The 19,467-nt window shown below is 40.6% G+C and carries 21 protein-coding genes and 3 pseudogenes; 11 read left to right on the top strand and 13 right to left on the bottom strand.

Annotation, left to right across the window (positions count from 1 at the left end; translation table 11 throughout):
• Nucleotides 1-176 precede the first annotated feature (176 nt).
• Nucleotides 177-1,757, bottom strand: coding sequence for a hypothetical protein (locus tag BFN00_RS15105; RefSeq protein WP_071852294.1), 1,581 nt, complete (start codon nucleotides 1,755-1,757; stop codon nucleotides 177-179).
• Between the two features lie 5 nt (nucleotides 1,758-1,762).
• Nucleotides 1,763-3,277 carry a gamma-mobile-trio recombinase GmtY gene (gene gmtY / locus BFN00_RS15100; protein ID WP_071852293.1) on the bottom strand — a complete coding sequence of 505 codons (1,515 nt, stop codon included), beginning with the start codon at nucleotides 3,275-3,277 and terminating at the stop codon, nucleotides 1,763-1,765.
• 134 nt (nucleotides 3,278-3,411) lie between these two features.
• Here gmtY and BFN00_RS15700 point away from each other — a divergent pair.
• From BFN00_RS15700 to BFN00_RS15070, 6 genes and pseudogenes are all read left to right on the top strand, one after another.
• Nucleotides 3,412-4,122 (top strand): annotated as a pseudogene (locus tag BFN00_RS15700) (DNA/RNA non-specific endonuclease); the annotation flags it as partial.
• Between the two features lie 79 nt (nucleotides 4,123-4,201).
• Nucleotides 4,202-4,447, top strand: coding sequence for a hypothetical protein (locus tag BFN00_RS15090; protein ID WP_071852292.1), 246 nt, complete (start codon nucleotides 4,202-4,204; stop codon nucleotides 4,445-4,447).
• Nucleotides 4,448-4,609: 162 nt separating this feature from the next.
• Nucleotides 4,610-5,914 (top strand): hypothetical protein, encoded by a 1,305-nt coding sequence (locus BFN00_RS15085; protein ID WP_071852291.1) that lies wholly within the window; start codon nucleotides 4,610-4,612, stop codon nucleotides 5,912-5,914.
• Nucleotides 5,915-6,217: a hypothetical protein gene (locus tag BFN00_RS15080; RefSeq protein WP_071852290.1), complete on the top strand. Its 303-nt coding sequence runs from the start codon at nucleotides 5,915-5,917 to the stop codon at nucleotides 6,215-6,217.
• A 119-nt stretch (nucleotides 6,218-6,336) separates the two neighbouring features.
• The gene (locus tag BFN00_RS15075; protein WP_249449805.1) at nucleotides 6,337-6,603 is read left to right on the top strand and encodes a hypothetical protein; all 267 of its coding nucleotides are present in this window, start codon (nucleotides 6,337-6,339) and stop codon (nucleotides 6,601-6,603) included.
• A 70-nt stretch (nucleotides 6,604-6,673) separates the two neighbouring features.
• The gene (locus BFN00_RS15070) at nucleotides 6,674-7,183 is read left to right on the top strand and encodes a thermonuclease family protein (protein ID WP_157799606.1); all 510 of its coding nucleotides are present in this window, start codon (nucleotides 6,674-6,676) and stop codon (nucleotides 7,181-7,183) included.
• 23 nt (nucleotides 7,184-7,206) lie between these two features.
• Here the strand turns inward: BFN00_RS15070 and aqpZ are convergent.
• The 4 genes and pseudogenes from aqpZ to BFN00_RS15050 all read right to left on the bottom strand — a co-directional run.
• Nucleotides 7,207-7,752: pseudogene (gene aqpZ, locus BFN00_RS15065) on the bottom strand (aquaporin Z); the annotation flags it as partial.
• Nucleotides 7,737-8,687, bottom strand: a complete 951-nt coding sequence (locus BFN00_RS15060; RefSeq protein WP_071852288.1) for an IS481 family transposase — start codon at nucleotides 8,685-8,687, stop codon at nucleotides 7,737-7,739. The gene BFN00_RS15060 and the pseudogene aqpZ, both read right to left, overlap by 16 nt.
• A gap of 55 nt (nucleotides 8,688-8,742) precedes the next feature.
• Nucleotides 8,743-8,904: pseudogene (locus tag BFN00_RS15055) on the bottom strand (aquaporin); the annotation flags it as partial.
• 104 nt (nucleotides 8,905-9,008) lie between these two features.
• Nucleotides 9,009-10,019 (bottom strand): AraC family transcriptional regulator, encoded by a 1,011-nt coding sequence (locus BFN00_RS15050; RefSeq protein ID WP_071852287.1) that lies wholly within the window; start codon nucleotides 10,017-10,019, stop codon nucleotides 9,009-9,011.
• 108 nt (nucleotides 10,020-10,127) lie between these two features.
• On the opposite strand from BFN00_RS15050, the gene BFN00_RS15045 reads away from it, so the two are divergent.
• Nucleotides 10,128-10,784, top strand: coding sequence for a sterol desaturase family protein (locus BFN00_RS15045; RefSeq protein ID WP_071852286.1), 657 nt, complete (start codon nucleotides 10,128-10,130; stop codon nucleotides 10,782-10,784).
• 285 nt (nucleotides 10,785-11,069) lie between these two features.
• On the opposite strand, the gene hisF is transcribed toward BFN00_RS15045, so the two are convergent.
• Nucleotides 11,070-11,828, bottom strand: coding sequence for an imidazole glycerol phosphate synthase subunit HisF (hisF, locus tag BFN00_RS15040; protein WP_004647284.1), 759 nt, complete (start codon nucleotides 11,826-11,828; stop codon nucleotides 11,070-11,072).
• Between the two features lie 113 nt (nucleotides 11,829-11,941).
• Here hisF and BFN00_RS15035 point away from each other — a divergent pair, with 113 nt between their 5' ends.
• From BFN00_RS15035 to BFN00_RS15025, 3 genes are read left to right on the top strand one after another with little or no spacing between them, the layout of a single operon-like run.
• Nucleotides 11,942-12,889, top strand: coding sequence for a homoserine kinase (locus BFN00_RS15035; RefSeq protein ID WP_071852285.1), 948 nt, complete (start codon nucleotides 11,942-11,944; stop codon nucleotides 12,887-12,889).
• A gap of 27 nt (nucleotides 12,890-12,916) precedes the next feature.
• Nucleotides 12,917-13,543: a DUF1294 domain-containing protein gene (locus tag BFN00_RS15030; RefSeq protein ID WP_071852284.1), complete on the top strand. Its 627-nt coding sequence runs from the start codon at nucleotides 12,917-12,919 to the stop codon at nucleotides 13,541-13,543.
• 21 nt (nucleotides 13,544-13,564) lie between these two features.
• Complete coding sequence (locus BFN00_RS15025) at nucleotides 13,565-13,960, top strand: DUF4870 family protein (protein WP_004278660.1); 396 nt, start codon at nucleotides 13,565-13,567, stop codon at nucleotides 13,958-13,960.
• A gap of 60 nt (nucleotides 13,961-14,020) precedes the next feature.
• Here BFN00_RS15025 and BFN00_RS15020 read toward each other — a convergent pair whose 3' ends face one another.
• From BFN00_RS15020 to hisB, 6 genes are all read right to left on the bottom strand, one after another.
• Nucleotides 14,021-14,950, bottom strand: coding sequence for a DMT family transporter (locus BFN00_RS15020; RefSeq protein ID WP_071852283.1), 930 nt, complete (start codon nucleotides 14,948-14,950; stop codon nucleotides 14,021-14,023).
• Nucleotides 14,951-15,015: 65 nt separating this feature from the next.
• A complete protein-coding gene (gene hisA / locus BFN00_RS15015) occupies nucleotides 15,016-15,750 on the bottom strand; it encodes a 1-(5-phosphoribosyl)-5-[(5-phosphoribosylamino)methylideneamino]imidazole-4-carboxamide isomerase (RefSeq protein ID WP_004278658.1) in 735 nt (244 codons plus the stop codon).
• A gap of 318 nt (nucleotides 15,751-16,068) precedes the next feature.
• On the bottom strand, nucleotides 16,069-16,728 hold the full coding sequence (locus tag BFN00_RS15010; RefSeq protein WP_071852295.1) for a 3'-5' exonuclease: 660 nt from the start codon (nucleotides 16,726-16,728) through the stop codon (nucleotides 16,069-16,071).
• Between the two features lie 103 nt (nucleotides 16,729-16,831).
• Nucleotides 16,832-17,365, bottom strand: a complete 534-nt coding sequence (locus BFN00_RS15005) for a DUF805 domain-containing protein (protein ID WP_005173134.1) — start codon at nucleotides 17,363-17,365, stop codon at nucleotides 16,832-16,834.
• 160 nt (nucleotides 17,366-17,525) lie between these two features.
• Nucleotides 17,526-18,143: an imidazole glycerol phosphate synthase subunit HisH gene (hisH, locus tag BFN00_RS15000; RefSeq protein WP_071852282.1), complete on the bottom strand. Its 618-nt coding sequence runs from the start codon at nucleotides 18,141-18,143 to the stop codon at nucleotides 17,526-17,528.
• Nucleotides 18,143-18,736 (bottom strand): imidazoleglycerol-phosphate dehydratase HisB, encoded by a 594-nt coding sequence (hisB, locus tag BFN00_RS14995; protein ID WP_004729244.1) that lies wholly within the window; start codon nucleotides 18,734-18,736, stop codon nucleotides 18,143-18,145. The genes hisH and hisB overlap by 1 nt, the downstream gene beginning before the upstream one ends.
• A gap of 96 nt (nucleotides 18,737-18,832) precedes the next feature.
• On the opposite strand from hisB, the gene BFN00_RS14990 reads away from it, so the two are divergent.
• Nucleotides 18,833-19,210: a GNAT family N-acetyltransferase gene (locus tag BFN00_RS14990; protein ID WP_071852281.1), complete on the top strand. Its 378-nt coding sequence runs from the start codon at nucleotides 18,833-18,835 to the stop codon at nucleotides 19,208-19,210.
• Nucleotides 19,211-19,467: the final 257 nt, after the last annotated feature.

Here is a 19,467-nt window from a genome sequence, read left to right as displayed (position 1 = left end):
GGAGGACGACCTGATTTCTTTTTGAGTGATTCTGCTTTTTCTAAAACCTCTACCATTTCAGTAAAAACATGTCGAGGTACGCCAACCAAGCGTTTGAATTCAGAATCTGAAAAACGATTTAATTTCTGATATCTCATGAAATTTATATTGAGGTGGTTTTTACTTTCGCAAGAGGTCTAGTATTTTTCACTTTCTGCAAATTTAGTATAGCTTTCCTCTAATTCAGATGAAAAAAGTAAACTCTTTATTTCAGAATTTATATTGAAAGTGGGCATTAAAATACAAAAAAACATATGTAAGCAGCTAATTACTTGCCTTTCCCAATGTATGCTAGCTTTGCCTTTGCCAAAAGTATTATCTTGATTAAGATAATATGTGGTGGTAAATTCTGTAAGAATTGGAATCCAATTAATATAATTTTCATTATATTTTAATAGGTTAGAGTATGTGATATTTGGCTTGAATAATATTTTTGTTCGAACAAAGGGATTGGAAAACCCTTTGTTTGGAATGCGATATTGATTTTCGTTGAGATGAGAGTGTTCTGTTCGGATATACTCATCAAAAATATCACAAATAAAGTCCCAACTTTGTGAAATATTACTGAATCCATAAATTTTAGAAAAATCATCTAGGTGAATTTTTTTTTCAGAAATAATGATTTTTTCTGGCGATGAGGGCAGATCTAATTCTGATAATTTTTTAACTAGTACATTGATTTTTGGTAAATGTGCTAGGAGAGTGTGTGGTTCAAATCTCTCACCAACAATTGGAATATAATATTCGAAGAATTCTTGGATTTTCCATAATTTAGTACTTATGTCCCTTATCCAAAGCATGGACTTTTCTGTTTTAGGTTGAATTATATTCGTAATATTTAAAGGGCTATCATGCTCTTTATGTGCTCGTAATTTACCGTTATCAATATAGCTGTAGTTATCAATAATTTCACTCATAAAAATCGTATGAATGAGTTGAAATGATGCTGATAAATTTGTCTGAGTTGGTATCAATGCTGAAAACTCAAAAAAATCAAGATTTCTGGAAGATAATAAGATATCTCTAATATATTTAGGTAAATTTAATTTATCTAAATTGCTGAAAAACCATCTAAGAACTGGTTGTAATGATGCTTGAGTATTTTTTGAATAATTTTTTTCTTGACATATTTTGGGCCATTGCCTGACTAACATTTCTCGTAACGATTCTAGCTCGGTATCTAAATCTGTTAACCATTTGAAATCTTTATCCCAAAATTGATTTGTTATGACAGAACAACCATTTTGTTTATTTATAGGGATAGGGATCATAGGATTTTTGATATTACTAAAAACTTTTACTTCATTTTTATTGAAAGTAGAATATTCATTTTTTATAATTTTTTCCAATATCAATCTCATAGCAGTATAAGTTTGAATTGGCTTTTTATTATCCAACTCTAGTTTAATAAAAAGATCAAAATCTATTTTATTCTTAGTTGAAAAAGATTCACTACATTTTTTAGATAACCCCAAAGCTTCAATATTTTTTATTAATAAATTGATAGTTTTATAAATAAAGTCAGTTCGTGACCTACTCGTATCTTTTGCAATATCTGTTATTGCTTTTTCTAAAGGCTCAATCCAACTTTCAAGCAATGGATCATAAATGAGTAGCCACGAAAAAGATGAGGATCTACTAGGGAAAAGCCCCAATTTTATTTGTTCTTTAGATCTTGTTGTTCCTGTATCTGCGTTAATATATGTCTTATTATTCATGATTGTTATTCTCTGATTAAATTTTCAAGATCTAAAATAGATTGTATTTCATAGCTAGCATTAGTAGATAGCTTGTCAACCTTAGAAGGATATTTAGACATTTTTTCTTGTAGTTTCTTCTCTGCAATATCTAATTCTGTTCTGACCTTTTCCTGAGTTGGTGATGTGTATATCAACTGACTTTTTAATGAATTATGATGCATACATTTCATGATCACTTTATCAGTAACATGACAGTCTGCTAAACGTTGACCATATGCATGTCTATGCGAATGTGTATTTGTTCCATACGAGGTTGAATTTATCAAATCTATTCTCTTGAATGCCCTATCTCTAGCATTTTGATAACTTTTTATTGTGTATGGATGACCTTCTAAGTTTACGAAAGCATAAGGGTGTTTTTTAGAGAGACGAGTATGCTTTGCTCGTTCAATTAAATATACATACCAGAGTTTAAGAAAAATTTTACCTGCACTTTTAGGAAACCACTGGATGGTAATAGATTGATTCTGCTGGTCATCTAATCTTAAATTTTTCCATCCTGCATAATAAATATCATCTTTATTTAAAATATTTCTCGGATGTAATCCATATTTTTTATTTAACCAATCTCTTCTGTTTTTAAAAAGAGATTTTCTATTATTTATAGAGTTATCTTCTGGTGGAAGACCATATTCTGGATGGAATATACGAACTAATGCAATATCAGAATCATCAGAATCATCAGAATCATCAGAATCATCAGGAACCGGTATAACATCGGTCACATAGAGATGGAACACCTCACTTATACGGAGCCCACCATAGTGCATTAAAAGTGTAATCAATATATCTCGAATATTATGTGTTTCATGAGAAATCTTACATATATCAGAGTTTGAGATATTTTTTCTATTTCTAAACCCTTCTACAAGTAATTTAGAGAAAATTTCTTCTGGAAAGCTTTTTGTATTATTAAGCTTATCAAAGCTAGTAGGAATTCTTTGATGTGCTGATCTTTTCTTTGTTGTATTATTCGATTTATCATCTTTCCCAATTAGATGATTAAAGAAAGAATTATTTTTTTTGTAGTACCATGCGCTTGTTAATATTTTCTGTTCTAAGTTTGTAGCCTTACGCCATGGATTTAAATGTGTTGCATTGGGGTTTATTTCTAAGAAATAATCAAATGCACAATTTATCTCTGAAATTATTGTATTAGCATTTTTAATATTTCTTACTTCCCAATATAAATTTGAATGGTCAATGCCATCTTGGCCAATGGTGCCATCATATAAATTCTTTATGAATTCAGATAATATATTTTTGGGAGAGTTATATAAGTTTCCCTTAACTAAAAAAAAATTTAAAAATAATTTCCATGCTTGGATTAATTTTTCATTTTTAGAAGGTGATGTATTCCTATCAATCATATAATGTAGAAGTGGTAGGAATGGATAATTATCAATAAATAATACAGGTAGTTTTAATGAACTTCTATTTAAATCTTGTTTTATTAAAACATTTAATTTAGTTATCATTATTTTATACCTTATTATCAACTTGATTATAATATCAAAAGCATAACAGGAATTTTAAATATATTGTCTATTTTTTATTCAGTTTATTTTTATTATTTTGTTTAAATATGATACTAAATGTAGTACACAGAACGCAAGCGCCTAAAAATAATCAGCAGGTCTGGCGTGAGCTGGAAGAGGCCACCCGTGCCATTGTGACTAAGCAGAAACAGGATGTCTATGTGGTGACCGGTCCTGTATTCACCCCAGAGTATCTTAAAAAAACTAATCTCAGTTCTATTAGTCAAGAGCGTACAAACTGTAAAAAACAACAAGAAAAAAATGATAAAGAGAAGCCTGACCAAAAATCTAATGTTAATAAAAAGCTATATAATGATTGTATCGCTCAAATAACACCTAATAGCGAAATTTTAGTCCCTAAATATGTATATAAAGCTCTGTATATTCCAAAAACTGGGGTGAGTGGTGTCTATTATGCCCCTAATGATGATTCTCTTCAGGTAAAAATAGTAAGTATCTGTTATTTAGAAGAAAGGTTAGGTATCAATCTGTTTCCTCAAATAACTGAAGACCAAAAGCGCAATACCTATAAGTTGCCATTGGAAGCATCAGAAGTAAAACCCAATCAGCAAATTTCTTATTCAAGCTGGGATGGTGAAAGTCAGTGTGCCGAAGAGGTTTCTGAAGAAAACCTGCAGGCACTGCAACGTGAGTTTAAGTCTTCCGGTTCAAGCAGCTCGAGCTCCTCTGCGACTGGAGGTATGATAGACAATGAAACCCAAGATATCATTAAGAAGCAGCTGATTGATGCCCTGTTGCAATATATTTTGCAGTTGTTGAAATAGGCTTGCTGAAAAAACCGGGATTCGGGTAGCATCGACATCAGACATTCATGGAAAAATAACAACGACAGGTGAAAAGGATATGTTTAAAGCATTTGAAAATGGTACAGAATCTCATGGGATTCATGATTTAACTGTCGAAAATGATTTGGATCGTGTCAATTTGTACGGTAATTTACAGATTACAAAAGATCAAGAAGGCTTAAAGGTTGCAAAAGTCTTACAGGCTTTATTGAATGACATTGTAAACCATTTGGAAAATACGCCTGATTTACCTGAGAAATTAGAACGTGATGATGAAGATGGAGTGGAAAATCCATTTTATTAGTTTTTGATAGTAATCGCTTAAAAGCTTGATCGAGAAACTCACACATTGATGTGAGTTTTTTTAACAAAGAAACTAATTAGTTGCCTAAAAAATAGAAAAATCATATTATTTTTAATATACTTATTTATAACAAAATGTGCTTTTGTTTTTAAGGTAAATAATATGCAGACATGGCAGCAATGGATTTATCTCAATAAACATAAGATGAAACATCCAGTGGATTTTGAAGAACGATTTGCTATTGAAATTTTAACAAAAATTAAAGAAATCACACCTAATGATGTCATCCCTCAATATCATTTTATTGATTTTGACGGAGGAAATCGTTATATCGATTTTTGTATTAAAAATGAAGAAAAAGGCTATTTTCTTTCTATTGAATTAGATGGTCGAGATAAATTTTTAAACCAAGAATTAACTAAGACTTTAGAACGACAAAATGCTTTAGTGGTTAAAGTCGGCACTTTGGTTCGTTATGCAAATACAACTTGGTTAAATAATCCTAACCGAGTTATTAATGAAATTCAAACAATCCTCTATAGCCAGCAGACCAAGCATATGAAAGCCATCAATTACAAAAAACAGATAGAGGAGAGTTTGGCTAGCTATCAAGAGCAATTAGATCGGGTGTTAAAGCAAAGCCAATCCAATACTCAAGATCAGGAAATAAAACAGCTTAATAGCGTTGTTCAGTCTTTAAAGAAGCAACTTGAGGCACAGAAAGAGCAACCCCAAAATGATCAAACAAATGAGGCATTAAAGAATATTAATCTCATGATGCTGACTTTGATGCAGCAAATGAAAGAGATTCAGGAAAAAAATCAAATATCACAGCCGCCTGATAAGGAACCTCCGATTCCAACACCAGTTCCAGAAATCATTCAAAAATCTTCTCGTATAACGAATACACATATGGCCTTAGTCGGCGTGGTAGTTTTATTGGTCGCAGGAATTAGCACATATGTATTGAAAGAAAAACAGCCAACAGACACTTACCCTGAACCACAATTGTTAACACAGACATTAGAATCTAATTCTTCATCAGATTTACAAGCTTTAAAGCAAGCTGAAACTCAAGAACCATATGTTGAATTAAAAAAAGTTTCTCAAGAGAGTGATCAAAATGAAGCGAGCCATTATGAGTCAGTTGAAACTTTAGCACCGCAATCTATATCTCAAAATGCCTCAGTGGTTCAGTCGAATCAAGCAACACGATATGTTGGTGAATATAAAACTGTTTGTGGTCATGTTGCACAGATTAAAGCATTTTCTAAAGGGACTTACCTGAACTTGGGTGGGGCGTATCCAAGTCAGGATTTAACTGTTGTTGTTTGGTCTAGCGATCAGTATCAAGTGGGTGATATACAAAGATACGCGAATGAGAATATTTGTGTTTCTGGAGAAATCTCTACTTATAAAGGCACGCCACAAATCAAGCTTTCTAGTTCAGATCAGGTCAGCATGTAAATGGGGATCCTTACGATTGTCGGCATTGTTTTTGTATTGATGTGGATAGATCAATACATAAAAGATGAAGATGAAAGGGAAAGAAAAAAGAAAGAGATCGAGGAGCAGAAACGTTTGGAGTTGCTTCGTCAGCAGGAGTTGAAAGCAAGGCAAGAGCAGATTGATTTACAAGTTTATAAGGAAAAATTAAGGCAAAAAATTTTAGAAAATGACAAAGGATTAAGCAAGGATCAAGTGCTGACATGGATTCTAATCATTGTCATTGCTGTACTCATTGTATTTGCAGCTGTGTGGTTTAGTTAAGAGATATGAGAAAGATTAAGATGTTTAAGAAATTAAGTTTGGGTTTAGTGGCGGTATTCGGCAGTTTTTATCTACAAGCATGAGAACCCAAAATTGAGGCATATAAAGCAGCATTTTATATGGGAAAAACCGTAATGGCATGTGGCACATTGGTCGAAACCAAACATCTATCAAATCGCCACTATTTGAATCTAGATAAAAAATATCCTAATCAAACATTAACGATTTTAGTTTGGGATAATGATTACCGATGGTTTGAAGAAAGATTTGGAAAAATTGATACTAAAATTGGTCAACGTTTTTGTGGTCGAGGATTAGTCGAAGAGTATAAAAATAATATTCAAATGCAGATTAAAAATCCTCAATTTCTTCGTTTGATGAAATAAGATTTTCTCTGTGTTGAAAAACCTTAAAATGCTGTTGGCATGTAGTAGCACATTCATCATGATGAGCTACGTGCCATTCACACAAGCTAAAATACTAAAACAAAATGCCTATGGCATTCTTATCTCTCCAAATTTAAGGGTTATAGATGGAGACACTATTCACTTTGCTTCTCAAGGAGAGAAATATCGAATCCGCTTGATGGGGATTGATGCTCCTGAAAAAGACCAAAGATTTGGAACTGAGAGTACACAAGCTCTGGCAAATTGTATTCGACAAGCAAAAAAGGTCCAGATTGAGTGGGTAAAGAAGGATAAATACGATAGATTACTTGCTAAAGTCAGGGCAGATGATACGGATTGTAACCTGTTACAAGTCAAAAAAGGATATGCTTGGCACTATAAGTATTATCAAGATGATCAACCTTTTATAGATCGATATACATATAGCTCAGCAGAACATATCAGCAAGCAATTAAAGCTCGGTTTATGGATGGATGATCACCCCATTGCACCATGGGATTGGCGTAGAAAAATATCAATGGATGCTCCATATGGAACAAAAAAGCCCACCAAAAGGTGAGCTCTTTATTTTCAAGTCAGCGTTTAAGCTTTTTTCTCCAGCAAGCTTTTATAGATCAGCGCACCTAAAATTCCGCCCACGATTGGCGCAAGCCAGAATAACCACAATTGACTCAATGCCGCAGTTTCTGCAAATAACGCCACACCTGTGCTACGTACAGGGTTCACCGAAGTATTGGTGACCGGAATACTGATCAGGTGAATGAGGGTCAGAGCCAGACCAATCGCAATCGGCGCAAAGCCTATAGGCGCATGACGGTCAGTTGCCCCCATAATTACAATCAGAAAGATGGCAGTCAGTACAATCTCGATGATTAATGCAGATCCCAGAGAATACTGAGCGGGTGAGAGTTCGCCAAATCCATTGCTGGCAAAGCCACCGGTTCCGGTGAAGCCCGCCTGACCCTGTACAATCAGATACAGCATCCATCCGGCGATACTTGCTCCAATCAGCTGGGAAAAGATATAGGGAATTAACTCTTTGGCTTCAAAACGGCCACCGACCCACAGACCAAAGCTGACTGCCGGATTAAAGTGTCCACCGGAAATATGACCTAGTTGTTTAGTCCCGGCATTTGATGGATCGGATCAATCTTAAAAAGTTCAGGTTCATCTGTCCACTGTTTGCAGATGAATTCGTAGGGAGTCAGGCCCCTGAGTGTTTTGAGTCTGCGGCCGAAGTTGTATGCAGCAATAAAATCAGCAAGGTGAATGCATAGCTGAGTGTGATCGTCGTAATGGAACCGTTTGACAGTAGCTTCTTTAATCGTTCGGTTCATCCGCTCGACCTGTCCATTGGTCCATGGATGCTTGACCTTGGTAAGACGATGTTCAATGCCACATTCAGTACAAATCCGATCAAAGATGTGCTCAGAGGCGTAGCGATCACAGGTGCGGTTCGTGAACTGGATGCCGTTATCTGTTAGCACCGTATGGATTCTATAGGGTACAGCCTTAACCAGATTGCGCAGGAACTCCGCGGCTGCCATCTTACTGGCTTTAGTATGCAATTCAGTGAACGCGAACTTGGAAGTGCGATCAATGGCAACGAAGAGATAAAGCTTACCCTGTACTGTTCGCATCTCAGCGATGTCGATATGAAAGTAACCAATGGGGTAGCTCTTGAAGCGCTTCCTGACAGGGCGATCACCTTGTACCTCAGGTAGTCGTGAAATACCATGCCGCTGCAAGCAGCGGTGTAACGACGAGCGTGTCAGATAAGGAATACTGGGCTGCAATGCATAAAGGCAATCGTCTAGCGGCAACAAAGTACGTTTTCGAAAAGCAACAATTGCCGCCTCATCTTCAGGCGATAACACGCTTGAGCGAGGATTCTTAGGCCCGGTTGTAAGATCATCTACTGAAGTACGTTTCTTCCATTTTGCGACGGTCTTTTGATTGATACCGTAACGCTTGGCTAGCGTTCTTAAGCTCTCTTGACTTTTTTGTTTTGCTCGATGCACTGCCTGTGTCGTTGTGGCGCTGCTGTGTAGAACTTGTCCCATAGTGCTTCCTTCCATTTATCTGAGAATATTGCACCATTAAAATCTGGGACTAAACACCTAGTGCATAGGCTGCGGTCAGGACGGTTAAACCAAACGCCAGGGATACACCAGCGAAGCCAATTCCCAATTCCGGAAAAGCAGCCGCAATGACAGCACTGCCACAACCGCCAAATACCAGCCAGAACGTGCCGAACAATTCAGCAAGATATCTATCCATATTTTAAGTCCTTATTTTTATATTTATCATCAGGTCATAGGGGCAAGGGATTTAAATCATCAACGCTGCTTGAAGCCAGTCTATCAAACCAACATGCTGGTGGTTTAAGCAGCTGACATATTCTGTTGGCGCCACTGCTGCGGCGTCAGTTGGGTCCATTGCTTAAAGGCACGCTGAAATGCACTCTGTTCAGAATAACCGAGTAACATGGCAGTTTCCTGCAAGCTCAAGTGCGGATCTTTCAGATATTGCATGGCCATCATGCAGCGGATTTCCTGCATACGTTGCTGATAGGTTTTGCCCTGTTTCTGCAAATGGCGTTGTAACTGACGCACGGAAAAATTCATCTGCTCGGCAATATGTTCGATCTGGAACAGGTTTTTTTGCAGGCCAATCAGAATCGCCTGTTGTAGCTGCTGATCCACCAGAGTGGAGTCCGGGAACTTTTCTAGCAATGCTTTAGCCTGCTGCATCAGCAGTTTTTGCAAGGTCTGGTCGCCCTGTTTCAGTGGTCTGGACAGTTCACTGACATGCATTAACACCTGATTTCTGGCTTGAGAAAAGCGGACTTTACAGCCGAAATACTGCTCATAGAGTGCAATATTTTTAGGCATTGCATGCTGGAAATGCACTTCATATAACTGAACCCCGTGCGGGTTCTGAACATTGGCTTTCACGAATTCCGTCATTAGCGCAATCGCGATTTCATCGGTCAATTGGGTATTCAGATGAAACGGAACTTCAACCCAGCCAATCGACAGATAATCGCCTTGCCACTGCAGCTGAAGTGGGCCGCCATCATAAATCAGGCGATGATAATCATGATAGCGCATGAAGGCTTCACCCAAGGTCTTACTTGAGAGCGCCAGATAGCCAATAATACCGAGGTGTTTAGCTTCAACCAGTTGAGCGATTTCCAGTCCCAAAGCCGGCCGTTGCAGCTGTTGATCAAGTGTCGTTAATAGATCACGCCACAAGGCGAAATCAAAGCGTTCCAGATTTTGAATGGCCAATAATTTCTCAGGGACTTCAAGCTGTTTCAACTGATAATAGTCCAAAAGTAAATGTCCTAAACCACCGTATACTGAACCTACGTAGTTTTTTAGAACCAGCATTTTTAATTCTTTTATTTTGTCGTATTTTGTCAATCATATTGAATATTTTGGTCAATATCTAGTCTTTTATTTAGCCTATATTAAAAATAGACCAAGAGGTAAAAGATTATGTGGAAAGGTTTTCTGGCAGGACTTGTCGTCGCAAATGGATTTGAATGGTTTGCACATAAATATGTATTGCATGGTGTTCACCAGCCGGGACAGAGCCGTTATAGTCCGGTACCCGAGAGTATGCGCTCACATTGGGAGCATCACCGGATTGTGCGAAAAACGGAATTTTCCGATTTCGGCTATGTAGAAGGATTGGACAACTGGCGTACCCGCAATGAAATTGCCTCACTGGCAGTCGTTGCGACCGTCTTTGGACTCAGTTTTTATCCCTTCTCCAAAGGCATGTCACTGGCCGCCCTGTATAGTGCAGGCAACTATTATTATTTACATCGCCGGGCTCATCTGGAACCGGAATGGGCCAAAAAGAAATTACCCTGGCATTATGATCATCATATGAATAGTAATCAGGATGCCAACTGGTGCGTCACCAAGCCCTGGTTTGACTATCTGCTCGGGACCCGGGTGATTTCCTCGGCAGATTTGCAGGAACAGAATCCTTTAGGTTTGAGCTTGCCTGCACCGATCTCGGAAAAACTGAACCGCTGGGCAGCGCAATATTTTCCGGTTAAATGGGCAGATGCTTCCACTAATATGTCGAAAAATACTGCAAAAAATACGGTAATGAAGCAGTTAAATATGCAGGTTATGGAGTAAAACAGGGCTTTGTCGTGATTTGTCAATAAAATACGATTGTATTGTCAATATTGTCCTGCGGATTTCACTTATATTTGCTCCTGTCAGTGAGCAAAGCCTCATACTGATAATGTTTCTGGGTGTAATGAGTTATTTTGAATACCAAGTGCTGTAGTCTTATCTTGGTCTTATAGGGAGTCGAAAGACTCCTTTTTTTTGTCCCGTATTTGCTGTGTTGTTTTATTTAAGGCATAAAAAAGAGTGTTTATAAAAACACTCTTTAATTAAATCATCATCTAAAACGGCTTAGAGGCGCATTTCAATGCCTTGGGCTGCCATATAGGCTTTGGCTTCCGGAATGGTGTGTTGGCCAAAATGGAAAATTGAAGCTGCCAGTACCGCATCGGCACCACCATGAATAATACCGTCCGCCAAATGCTGTAAATTACCCACACCACCGGAAGCAATCGTCGGTACCGTGACGCGGTCATTGATAGCACGCATCAGGGCAATGTCGTAACCGGCTTTAGTGCCATCGGCATCCATCGAAGTAATCAGTAATTCACCTGCACCGAAGTCAGCCATTTTCACAGCCCATTCAATCGCATCAATCCCGGTTTCTTTACGGCCGCCGTGGGTGAAAATTTCCCATTTGTGGTCGCCAGTTTTTTTGGCATCGATCGCCACTACGATACACTGCGCGCCAAAGCGTTGAGATGCTTCCTGCACAAACTCGGGATTATAAATCGCAGCCGAGTTGATGCTGACTTTGTCTGCACCGGCATTGAGCAATAAACGGATATCTTCGACTTTACGGACACCACCACCGACAGTCAGAGGCACGAATACAGATTCGGCCATACGTTCAACAGTTCGGTAAGTCGTGTCGCGTCCATGATGTGTAGCAGTAATATCAAGGAAAGTAATTTCATCGGCACCTTGTTCATTATAACGGCGCGCCACTTCGACCGGGTCACCCGCATCACGAATATCAAGGAACTGAACACCCTTGACCACGCGGCCGTTATCCACGTCCAGACAAGGAATAATACGTTTAGCTAGCATAAATTTTTCCAATTATTACAGCCGATTATGAAACTCACCCACGCAAGCGCTACACCTTGGCAGATGGAAACGGTATTCTAGCAAAATTATGTAAGTTTTTTCGCAGGTTTTCTATGTCGGTTTATACCACTTTGACTTTAAAGGAAGTTCAGGATTTTGCAGCGCCTTATGGTTTAAAGGCGATTGATCTGATTCCCATTCAAGGCGGTATTCAAAATACCAACTACTTTTTAGTCTGCGAAGACCAGCAATATGTGCTGACGGTGTTTGAAGATATGGATGAGCGGGCAGCGGGTGAACTGGTTCCTGTGCTAGAACATCTGGGTCGGGCCGGGTTGGCCGTTCCCGTACCTTTGTCGCATTCATGCAAAGCCATTCACAGCATTAAAGATAAACCGGCACAGATTGCACCGCGCCTGATGGGTGAACATCCGATGCCATCTACCATCGCGCAGGTAGAGGCGATTGCAGTCGCTCAGGCAAAAATGCATGTGGCTCTCAAAGACTTTAACCTGCAACGTAATTTCGTGCGTGATCATGCGTATTGGCTGGCAGTGTCTCAAGAGATCAAACCGAGCTTGAGTCCGGCAGATAAAGTCTTGCTCGGTAAATTATTAGGTTTATATGAAGCCTTGACGGCGGTATATCCGGACCGTCCACGCGGTTTTATTCATTCCGATCTGTTCCGTGACAATACCTTGTTTGAAGGCGATCAGCTGAATGGCATTCTGGATTTTTATGAGCTGAATAAAGATGAATGGTTGTTCGATATCGCCATTACTTTAAATGACTTCTGTACCGAATATCCTGACGTGGTCTTAAACGAAGAAAAAGCGATTGCCTTTTTAAATGCCTATGAAACGATTCGTCCTTTAACCAGTGATGAACGCGCCTGCCTGGAGTTATATCTGGCTATGGCAGCAGGACGGTTCTGGATGATGCGTCTGCAGGTGGCACAGCGTAATGCAGCATTAGGCCGTACGGGCGAAGATATTTTGCAAAAAAATCCGGACGAAATGCGTAATATGCTGATTGAACGCTTAAAATTCGTCACCGCTTAAACAATCAAATCAAAAGGGGTAGGGGATATGCGCGATCAGGGACGTTTGGTGGAATGGTTTGATGATCAGGGCTATGGTTTTATCCAGCCCAGTGACCCAGCTAAAGATCGCGTATTTCTGCATATCAAGGACTTTGCCAAGCCTGGCCCACGTCCAATCGTGGGCTGTGCGCTGGATTATCTGGTCATTCTGGATGAACGCGGCCGTTATCGCGCGCAACAAGTGATGTACCTGAAAGCATCTCAAGCCAAAAGTCTGCAAGCAAAATTTAAACCGTCCAAGTCACAGCAGACACAGAAATTACAGCCGATGCAAATTGCCTGTGTGCTCTATATTCTTTTTCTGGTGGCTTTAACCTTGGGCGGTTTACTCAGTGGATTAGTGTTGTTGCTGGTCAGTCTGATGAATGCGCTCAGTTACTGGCTTTATGCCCAAGATAAGGAAGCGGCACAGCTGGGTAATCGCCGTATTCCGGAAAATACCCTGCATCTGGTGGCCTTCTTGGGCGGCTGGCCGGCAGCTTGGCTGGCACAGCAGAAATTACGGCATAAAACACAAAAACAACCTTTCCGGCAGATATATTTTTGTACCATAGTCTTTAACATCATTTTGATTATATGGTTGATTTCCCCATTGAATAGTTTAAATATCTAGGGGGAAGTACTAGGAGGGGACGTGAACTATTCCATTGATAAAGATTCAAACCGCACACTGACTTTTGCACTGTACATTTTATATATTGTGGCCATTTTTAGTGCTGGCCTGCTGGCTCTTGTGGCGTTGATCATTAACTATGTGAAACGGCACGATGTGCGCGGTTCCATCTTTGAAAGCCATTTTACCTGGCAGATCCGCAGTTTCTGGTGGTATCTGTTCTGGAATATCGTCGCCTTTATTCCATTTTTCTTTTTGTTCTTTACTGGTGAAGATCCTAACCTGTTTGCAGGGGTCGCATTTGGTGCATCCGCGTTCTGTTTAGTGGTGGTGGTTTTGGCCTGGATCTGGATTGTGTATCGGGCGATTCGCGGCATCATGCGCTTAAATGACAATAGACCGATGTATAGCAAATAATTTTAGCCGTATTTCCCTAGAGAAAAAAATCCCCCTTTTTATAAGGAGGATTTAGCGGAATTAAGAAAGATCTTGCTTTAATTCTTCTGTTGGTTGTTTTCTGAAAAACTTCGGTTTCCATTCACTGGCAATCACGCCCAGTACCACCAGCAATCCGCCTAATAAAGCCAGTGACGGTAAACGTTCTCCGGCCAGACGGCCAAACAGGGTTGCCCATACCGGTTCGCCGGCATAGATAATTGCCGCCTGTGATGGATCGACCATGCGCTGCGCCCAGTTCATCACCAGTTGGATTAAGGCACTGGCAATGCCTAAACCGACTAAAATTCCTGCCAGATGCCAGTGAAATTCAGGTAACTGAGATTCACCTAATACGGGCGCGATCATGAGGCAGAACACGGACGCAAAAATCAGTTGCAGCACCGTGACCCGGCGTACATTGACTCGGTCAGCGAAATGGCTGATAAAAATAATCTCCAGTGCAATCGCGATGGAACCGAGCAACGTCAGGGTTTGCCCGAAACTGAGCTGAATTGCAGCAAAGCCATTGCCTGTCAAAAACACCAGACCGATAAAGGCAAACAGCGCTCCGATCCAGGTCATGACATGCGGTTTTTTACGGAACATGAGCCAGAGCAGGATCGGAACCAGTGGAACATATAAGGCGGTTAAAAAAGCCGACTCACTGCTGCTAATGGTCTGCAAGCCCACAGTTTGGGTGCCGTAACCGATGGCGATCATGATCCCAATCACTGCGCCAGCGAACACTTCTTTCAGGTTCATGCCTTTTAGCGACTTCAGTGAAATTAGGGTGACGGCAAGCGCTGCCGCAGCAAAGCGCAGGCCGACAAACATAATCGGACTGCTAAAATTTAGCCCGTATTGCACAGTAATAAAACTGCCGCCCCAGATAATGGTGATCATGATCAGGGCAAGTTGCGGTGCTTTCACCAACCAGCCGGAGTGATTTTTAGAAATAAGTGTAGACATGCCAGGAGATCAGAAAATTAAAAAATAAAAAAGAGGTCCGAAGACCTCTTTTACAGCAGGCTTAATTATAGCGCCTGTTGCTCATCTAGCAATAACTGTGCTTCACGCAAGCTTAATGTACCTTCGTAAATCGCACGGCCGGTAATTGCGCCCAAAATACCCGGTTGGTCTTTCAGATTACGCACATCATCCAGATTGGTCACACCACCAGATGCAATCACAGGCAAACCTGAGTATTGCGCCAGATTCACGGTTTGCTCAATATTCACACCCTGCATCATGCCATCACGTGCGATGTCCGTGTAGACAATGCTTGAAACGCCAGCATCGGCAAAACGTTTCGCCAGGTCAGTAGCCTTGACATCAGTCACATTGGCCCAGCCATCTGTTGCTACCATGCCATTCATGGCATCAATCCCAACAATAATATGACCAGCAAATTTTCGACATGCTTCTTCAACAAATTCAGGATCCTGAACTGCTTTGGTGCCAATGATCACAAAAGAAACACCGGCTTGCAGATAATGCTCGATGGTTTCCAGAGAACGGATACCACCACCAATCTGGATCGGCAAATCAGGCTGAGATCGGACAATGGCTTCAACCACTGGCTTATGGATTGGTGTACCTGCGAAAGCACCATTTAAATCTACTAAATGCAAGCGGCGAGCGCCTTCATTTACCCAATGCTGTGCTGTTGCGACCGGATCGTCTGAAAATACGGTATCGTCTTCCATACGACCTTGTTTTAAACGGACACATTTGCCATCTTTCAGGTCAATTGCAGGGATGATCAGCATGCTTTCGCTCCTTGCTTAATCTTTAGAATGAATTTGAGTGTATTCATCTTAGCAAATAAAGTCGAAATTTCTAACTCTTAAACGGTATGAATAAAGAAAACCTGTCCATAGATAGGTAGCAGTGAGGTCATTTATTTTAATGGATTTAATGATTCGTCTCTTGAATGGAGATCAGCTTTTCCAAAACGGGTCGTGTACTGAGCTGGTCGATAATCGAAGCTATAAGATCCGCTAAAGTCACAACTTTCTCATCGACCGCGCTCATCACAGCTTTTATGCGTACATCAAGTTGCTATGACTAGCATCCTAATGAAGCACTTAAGCCGTCGATGAAGGACGGATTCTCAATTTCAGTGAAGTATTGGGAATCTCTCTGGGTAATAAATCCCGACGCAGTAATTCTTCGAATACCAGCACAGGTGCATAGGCATCTGCGGCTGCATAATCAATTTGTGCCGGGCTGAGCTTCTTGCTGGCCCAGTTCGAGGTGCTAATCCGTTTTGATTTAGGAAAATTTACTTGAAATAGCAAAGCCATGGCATTTTTTAATCCGACCGGATTGTTTAAACCAAAAGCTTTAAAACATTTGGACAGTTCAATCACACTATTCAGTTCAATGCCTTTTTTACGGAACAGGTGCGCATCATTTTTCAGGCCAAAACCGACCTTGATCTGCTCGCGACTGGCAAAGATCGGTTTAAGAAAATCCCAGATCGAATCATTCATTTGAAATAAATAGGCTTTATCTAAAGTGGCCAGCTGAATCAGATGTGGCCCGGTAGAAACCTCACCGACTTTAAAGGTGGGCTTAGATTCAGAATCGAAACCCAGGACTGCATGGCTTTTTAGTTCCTGTTCAAGAGCATGACATTGTTCCAGGCGATTAATCACCTGAATCTGTTGCATCGGAAGATTTTGAAATACAGGAAAGGCCTGAATTTGTTCTTTGCTTGGTAAAATGTCCAGCAGCTGTTCCATACGCATTAATCATGAAATGAATGCGTTCAGCTTAATCACTTTTCTAGCGCTAGGCAAAAATAAAGCCCATAAAGAATGAGCTTTATACAAAATTTAAATAGCATTAATCAGTGTGATAGCTACTCTGTTCCATCTGCGCCTGTTGAGCACGCGTCACATAGTCTTGATAAGCTGGGATTGCAATCGCGGCTAAAATACCGATTGGAAAAATAAGTACATAAATCAATCCCAACACCTTTTCCCAAGCTTTGGTGGTACGTCGCGGGCCGTATTGATTGCTTCTGTCATCACCTTTGGCAAAAATCAGATAAAGGATAAAAATCAGATTGAGTAGCGGAACCAAGATCAGCAGCGATAACCATCCAGTATGATTGCGGTCATGTAGACGGCGAATAGTAAAAACAAAACTAAAATAAAGCATGACCAAGTAAGCGAGTCCGATGAGAACAGTTGCAACCATGGATGAGCCTGCCAAGGCAGAGCTATCCATAAATAGGCCAGGTGAAAAAGCTGCAATGATCCCAATGATGATCAGGAGCGAAAAGGTCATTAGCATGTTCCAGCCGAGATAAGACAAGCGGCCAAAACGACCATTTGGGCTTAAAGCTGATTCATTGCTTGGATAGTGTGGATTCATTATTGTATTTCCCCTGAGTTTAATTATTTTTAAATATAATGATTTACTTCAACATCATAACAATTTTAATGACTAAAAAATAGTCAGAATCACTAGCAGTGAACTAATCTAAATGAATAAAAAAGCCCGCAATCTGCGAGCTTTTTAGAGGAAAGAAAAATCAGATGTTCCAGTCCACAAAGTTTTTCAATAACTGTAAACCGGCGGTATGGCTCTTTTCCGGATGGAACTGGGTCGCAAACAGGTTTTCTTTATGAATCGCTGTGCAGAACTCAATGCCATAGGTACAAGTAGCTGCCACCAATTCTGAATCTTGTGGTTCTACATAGTAACTGTGCACAAAGTAGAAACGCGCGTCCTGTTCGATATTGTTCCACATCGGATGATCAGGCTCGACCTGATGCACCTGGTTCCAGCCCATATGCGGCACTTTTAAGCCCGCCATTTCTGGGAAATGCTTAACCGCACCTTCGAAAATACCCAGTGCATCGGTACCACCATTCTCTTCAGAATGCTGCATCAAGGCTTGCATGCCGACACAAATGGCCAATACCGGTTTGTTAAATACGGCATTGCGTACCACTTCATCAATCCCGGCTTCGTGCATGCCTTGCATACAGTCACGCATCGCGCCTACGCCCGGAAAAACAATCTTGTCTGCTTGTGTAATCAGTTTTGGATCATTGGTCACATCAACCGTGGCACCGACATGTTCTAATGCTTTTGCCGCAGAGTGCAAATTTCCCATGCCATAATCAAGAAGGGCAATACGGGTCATTACAGTGTACCTTTGGTTGAAGCTACCGTATTGGCAGCACGTGGATCTACTTCACAGGCCATACGCAGCGCACGCGCAAATGCTTTAAATACGCTTTCGATCTGGTGATGGCTGTTTTTGCCTTTCAGGTTGTCGATATGCACCGTCATCAAGGAATGGTTTACAAAGCCCTGGAAAAACTCAGAGAATAAATCCACATCAAAACGGCCGATCATGGCACGGGTAAATGGAATATCCATAAACAGACCCGGACGACCAGACAGATCCACCACGACACGGCTTAAAGACTCATCGAGTGGCGCATAGAAATGACCATAGCGTTTCAGGCCTTTTTTATCGCCTAATGCCTGTGCAAATGCCTGACCCAGCGTAATACCGCAGTCTTCCACAGTATGATGGTCGTCAATTTCCAGGTCGCCATCACAATGAATATCAATATCAAACAGGCCATGCCGCTTGATTTGATCAATCATATGATCTAAAAAGGGAATACCCGTGTTTAAGGTGCCTTGACCAGTACCGTCGAGATTCAAACGAACTCGAATTTTGGTTTCGTTGGTATTTCTTACCACTTCACTGATACGATCTGTCATAGACACGTTCCTCAAATACGTCAAAATGATTGATGTAGAAAATATTTTCGCCGTGACGAAGTCACCGCATATTAGATTGCTCAGGAGGGTTTATCAATGCCTATCACCGTACATGCTTATACTTCTTTAGAAAATGACGAAGTGCGCAGCCAGCTTGAGCGACTGTATGACACGAGCCCGGAATTTAGCGACGGGTCAGATGCCATGGAACAACTAGAGCAAAACCTTGCACAGTATACCTCAGTTTATAGCGCAGAATTTAATAGCAAAATTATTGGGGCAATCTGGTGCACCGGACAGGGCGAAAGCCGGATTCTGGAAAATATCGTCGTACATCCGGCCAACCGTGGTCGTGGCGTTGCAGAAAGGCTGGTGAGCGAAGTTTGCCGCATGGAAGAAGAAAAAGGCGTGAAAAAGTTTGTGCCGGGCTGTGGGGCCATTCATCGTTGTCTCGCCAATCTGGAAAAGATCTAAAGATAGCGCAGTCAGAAGCAGCCTTAAGGCTGCTTTTTTATGTAAATAACCGCTTAAATCTGTTTTATTGCTGAGGTCTTTGGTAAACACTGTTCGATTTATGACTCAAATTGACGCGAGTTGATGGAAAAGTAAACATTTGAAGAAAATTATTCTCTCTGCTCTTGACGATTTACAACTGAAACTGTTTAATACGCGACATCGGCGTGATAGCTCAGTAGGTCTGTCTCTTATACACATCTCCGAGCCCACGAGAC

Source organism: Acinetobacter sp. AR2-3 (genome assembly GCF_001878775.1).
Classification (GTDB): domain Bacteria; phylum Pseudomonadota; class Gammaproteobacteria; order Pseudomonadales; family Moraxellaceae; genus Acinetobacter; species Acinetobacter lwoffii_D.
The sequence above is the reverse complement of the archived record's forward strand: the minus strand, read 5'-3'. Positions and strand labels throughout refer to the sequence as shown.

Excerpts from the sequence above, each read along its gene's own strand:
- BFN00_RS15020 (WP_071852283.1), bottom strand. The coding sequence starts at position 14,950 with ATGTCTACACTTATTTCTAAAAATCACTCCGGCTGGTTGGTGAAAGCA.
- BFN00_RS15105 (WP_071852294.1), bottom strand. The coding sequence starts at position 1,757 with ATGAATAATAAGACATATATTAACGCAGATACAGGAACAACAAGATCT.
- hisB (WP_004729244.1), bottom strand. The coding sequence starts at position 18,736 with ATGACAGATCGTATCAGTGAAGTGGTAAGAAATACCAACGAAACCAAA.
- gmtY (WP_071852293.1), bottom strand. The coding sequence starts at position 3,277 with ATGATAACTAAATTAAATGTTTTAATAAAACAAGATTTAAATAGAAGT.
- BFN00_RS15005 (WP_005173134.1), bottom strand. The coding sequence starts at position 17,365 with ATGAATCCACACTATCCAAGCAATGAATCAGCTTTAAGCCCAAATGGT.
- BFN00_RS15080 (WP_071852290.1), top strand. The coding sequence starts at position 5,915 with ATGGGGATCCTTACGATTGTCGGCATTGTTTTTGTATTGATGTGGATA.
- BFN00_RS15085 (WP_071852291.1), top strand. The coding sequence starts at position 4,610 with ATGCAGACATGGCAGCAATGGATTTATCTCAATAAACATAAGATGAAA.
- BFN00_RS15030 (WP_071852284.1), top strand. The coding sequence starts at position 12,917 with ATGCGCGATCAGGGACGTTTGGTGGAATGGTTTGATGATCAGGGCTAT.
- BFN00_RS15090 (WP_071852292.1), top strand. The coding sequence starts at position 4,202 with ATGTTTAAAGCATTTGAAAATGGTACAGAATCTCATGGGATTCATGAT.
- BFN00_RS15045 (WP_071852286.1), top strand. The coding sequence starts at position 10,128 with ATGTGGAAAGGTTTTCTGGCAGGACTTGTCGTCGCAAATGGATTTGAA.
- BFN00_RS15035 (WP_071852285.1), top strand. The coding sequence starts at position 11,942 with ATGTCGGTTTATACCACTTTGACTTTAAAGGAAGTTCAGGATTTTGCA.
- hisF (WP_004647284.1), bottom strand. The coding sequence starts at position 11,828 with ATGCTAGCTAAACGTATTATTCCTTGTCTGGACGTGGATAACGGCCGC.
- BFN00_RS15075 (WP_249449805.1), top strand. The coding sequence starts at position 6,337 with ATGGGAAAAACCGTAATGGCATGTGGCACATTGGTCGAAACCAAACAT.
- BFN00_RS15060 (WP_071852288.1), bottom strand. The coding sequence starts at position 8,687 with ATGGGACAAGTTCTACACAGCAGCGCCACAACGACACAGGCAGTGCAT.
- BFN00_RS14990 (WP_071852281.1), top strand. The coding sequence starts at position 18,833 with ATGCCTATCACCGTACATGCTTATACTTCTTTAGAAAATGACGAAGTG.
- hisH (WP_071852282.1), bottom strand. The coding sequence starts at position 18,143 with ATGACCCGTATTGCCCTTCTTGATTATGGCATGGGAAATTTGCACTCT.
- BFN00_RS15050 (WP_071852287.1), bottom strand. The coding sequence starts at position 10,019 with ATGCTGGTTCTAAAAAACTACGTAGGTTCAGTATACGGTGGTTTAGGA.
- BFN00_RS15010 (WP_071852295.1), bottom strand. The coding sequence starts at position 16,728 with ATGGAACAGCTGCTGGACATTTTACCAAGCAAAGAACAAATTCAGGCC.
- hisA (WP_004278658.1), bottom strand. The coding sequence starts at position 15,750 with ATGCTGATCATCCCTGCAATTGACCTGAAAGATGGCAAATGTGTCCGT.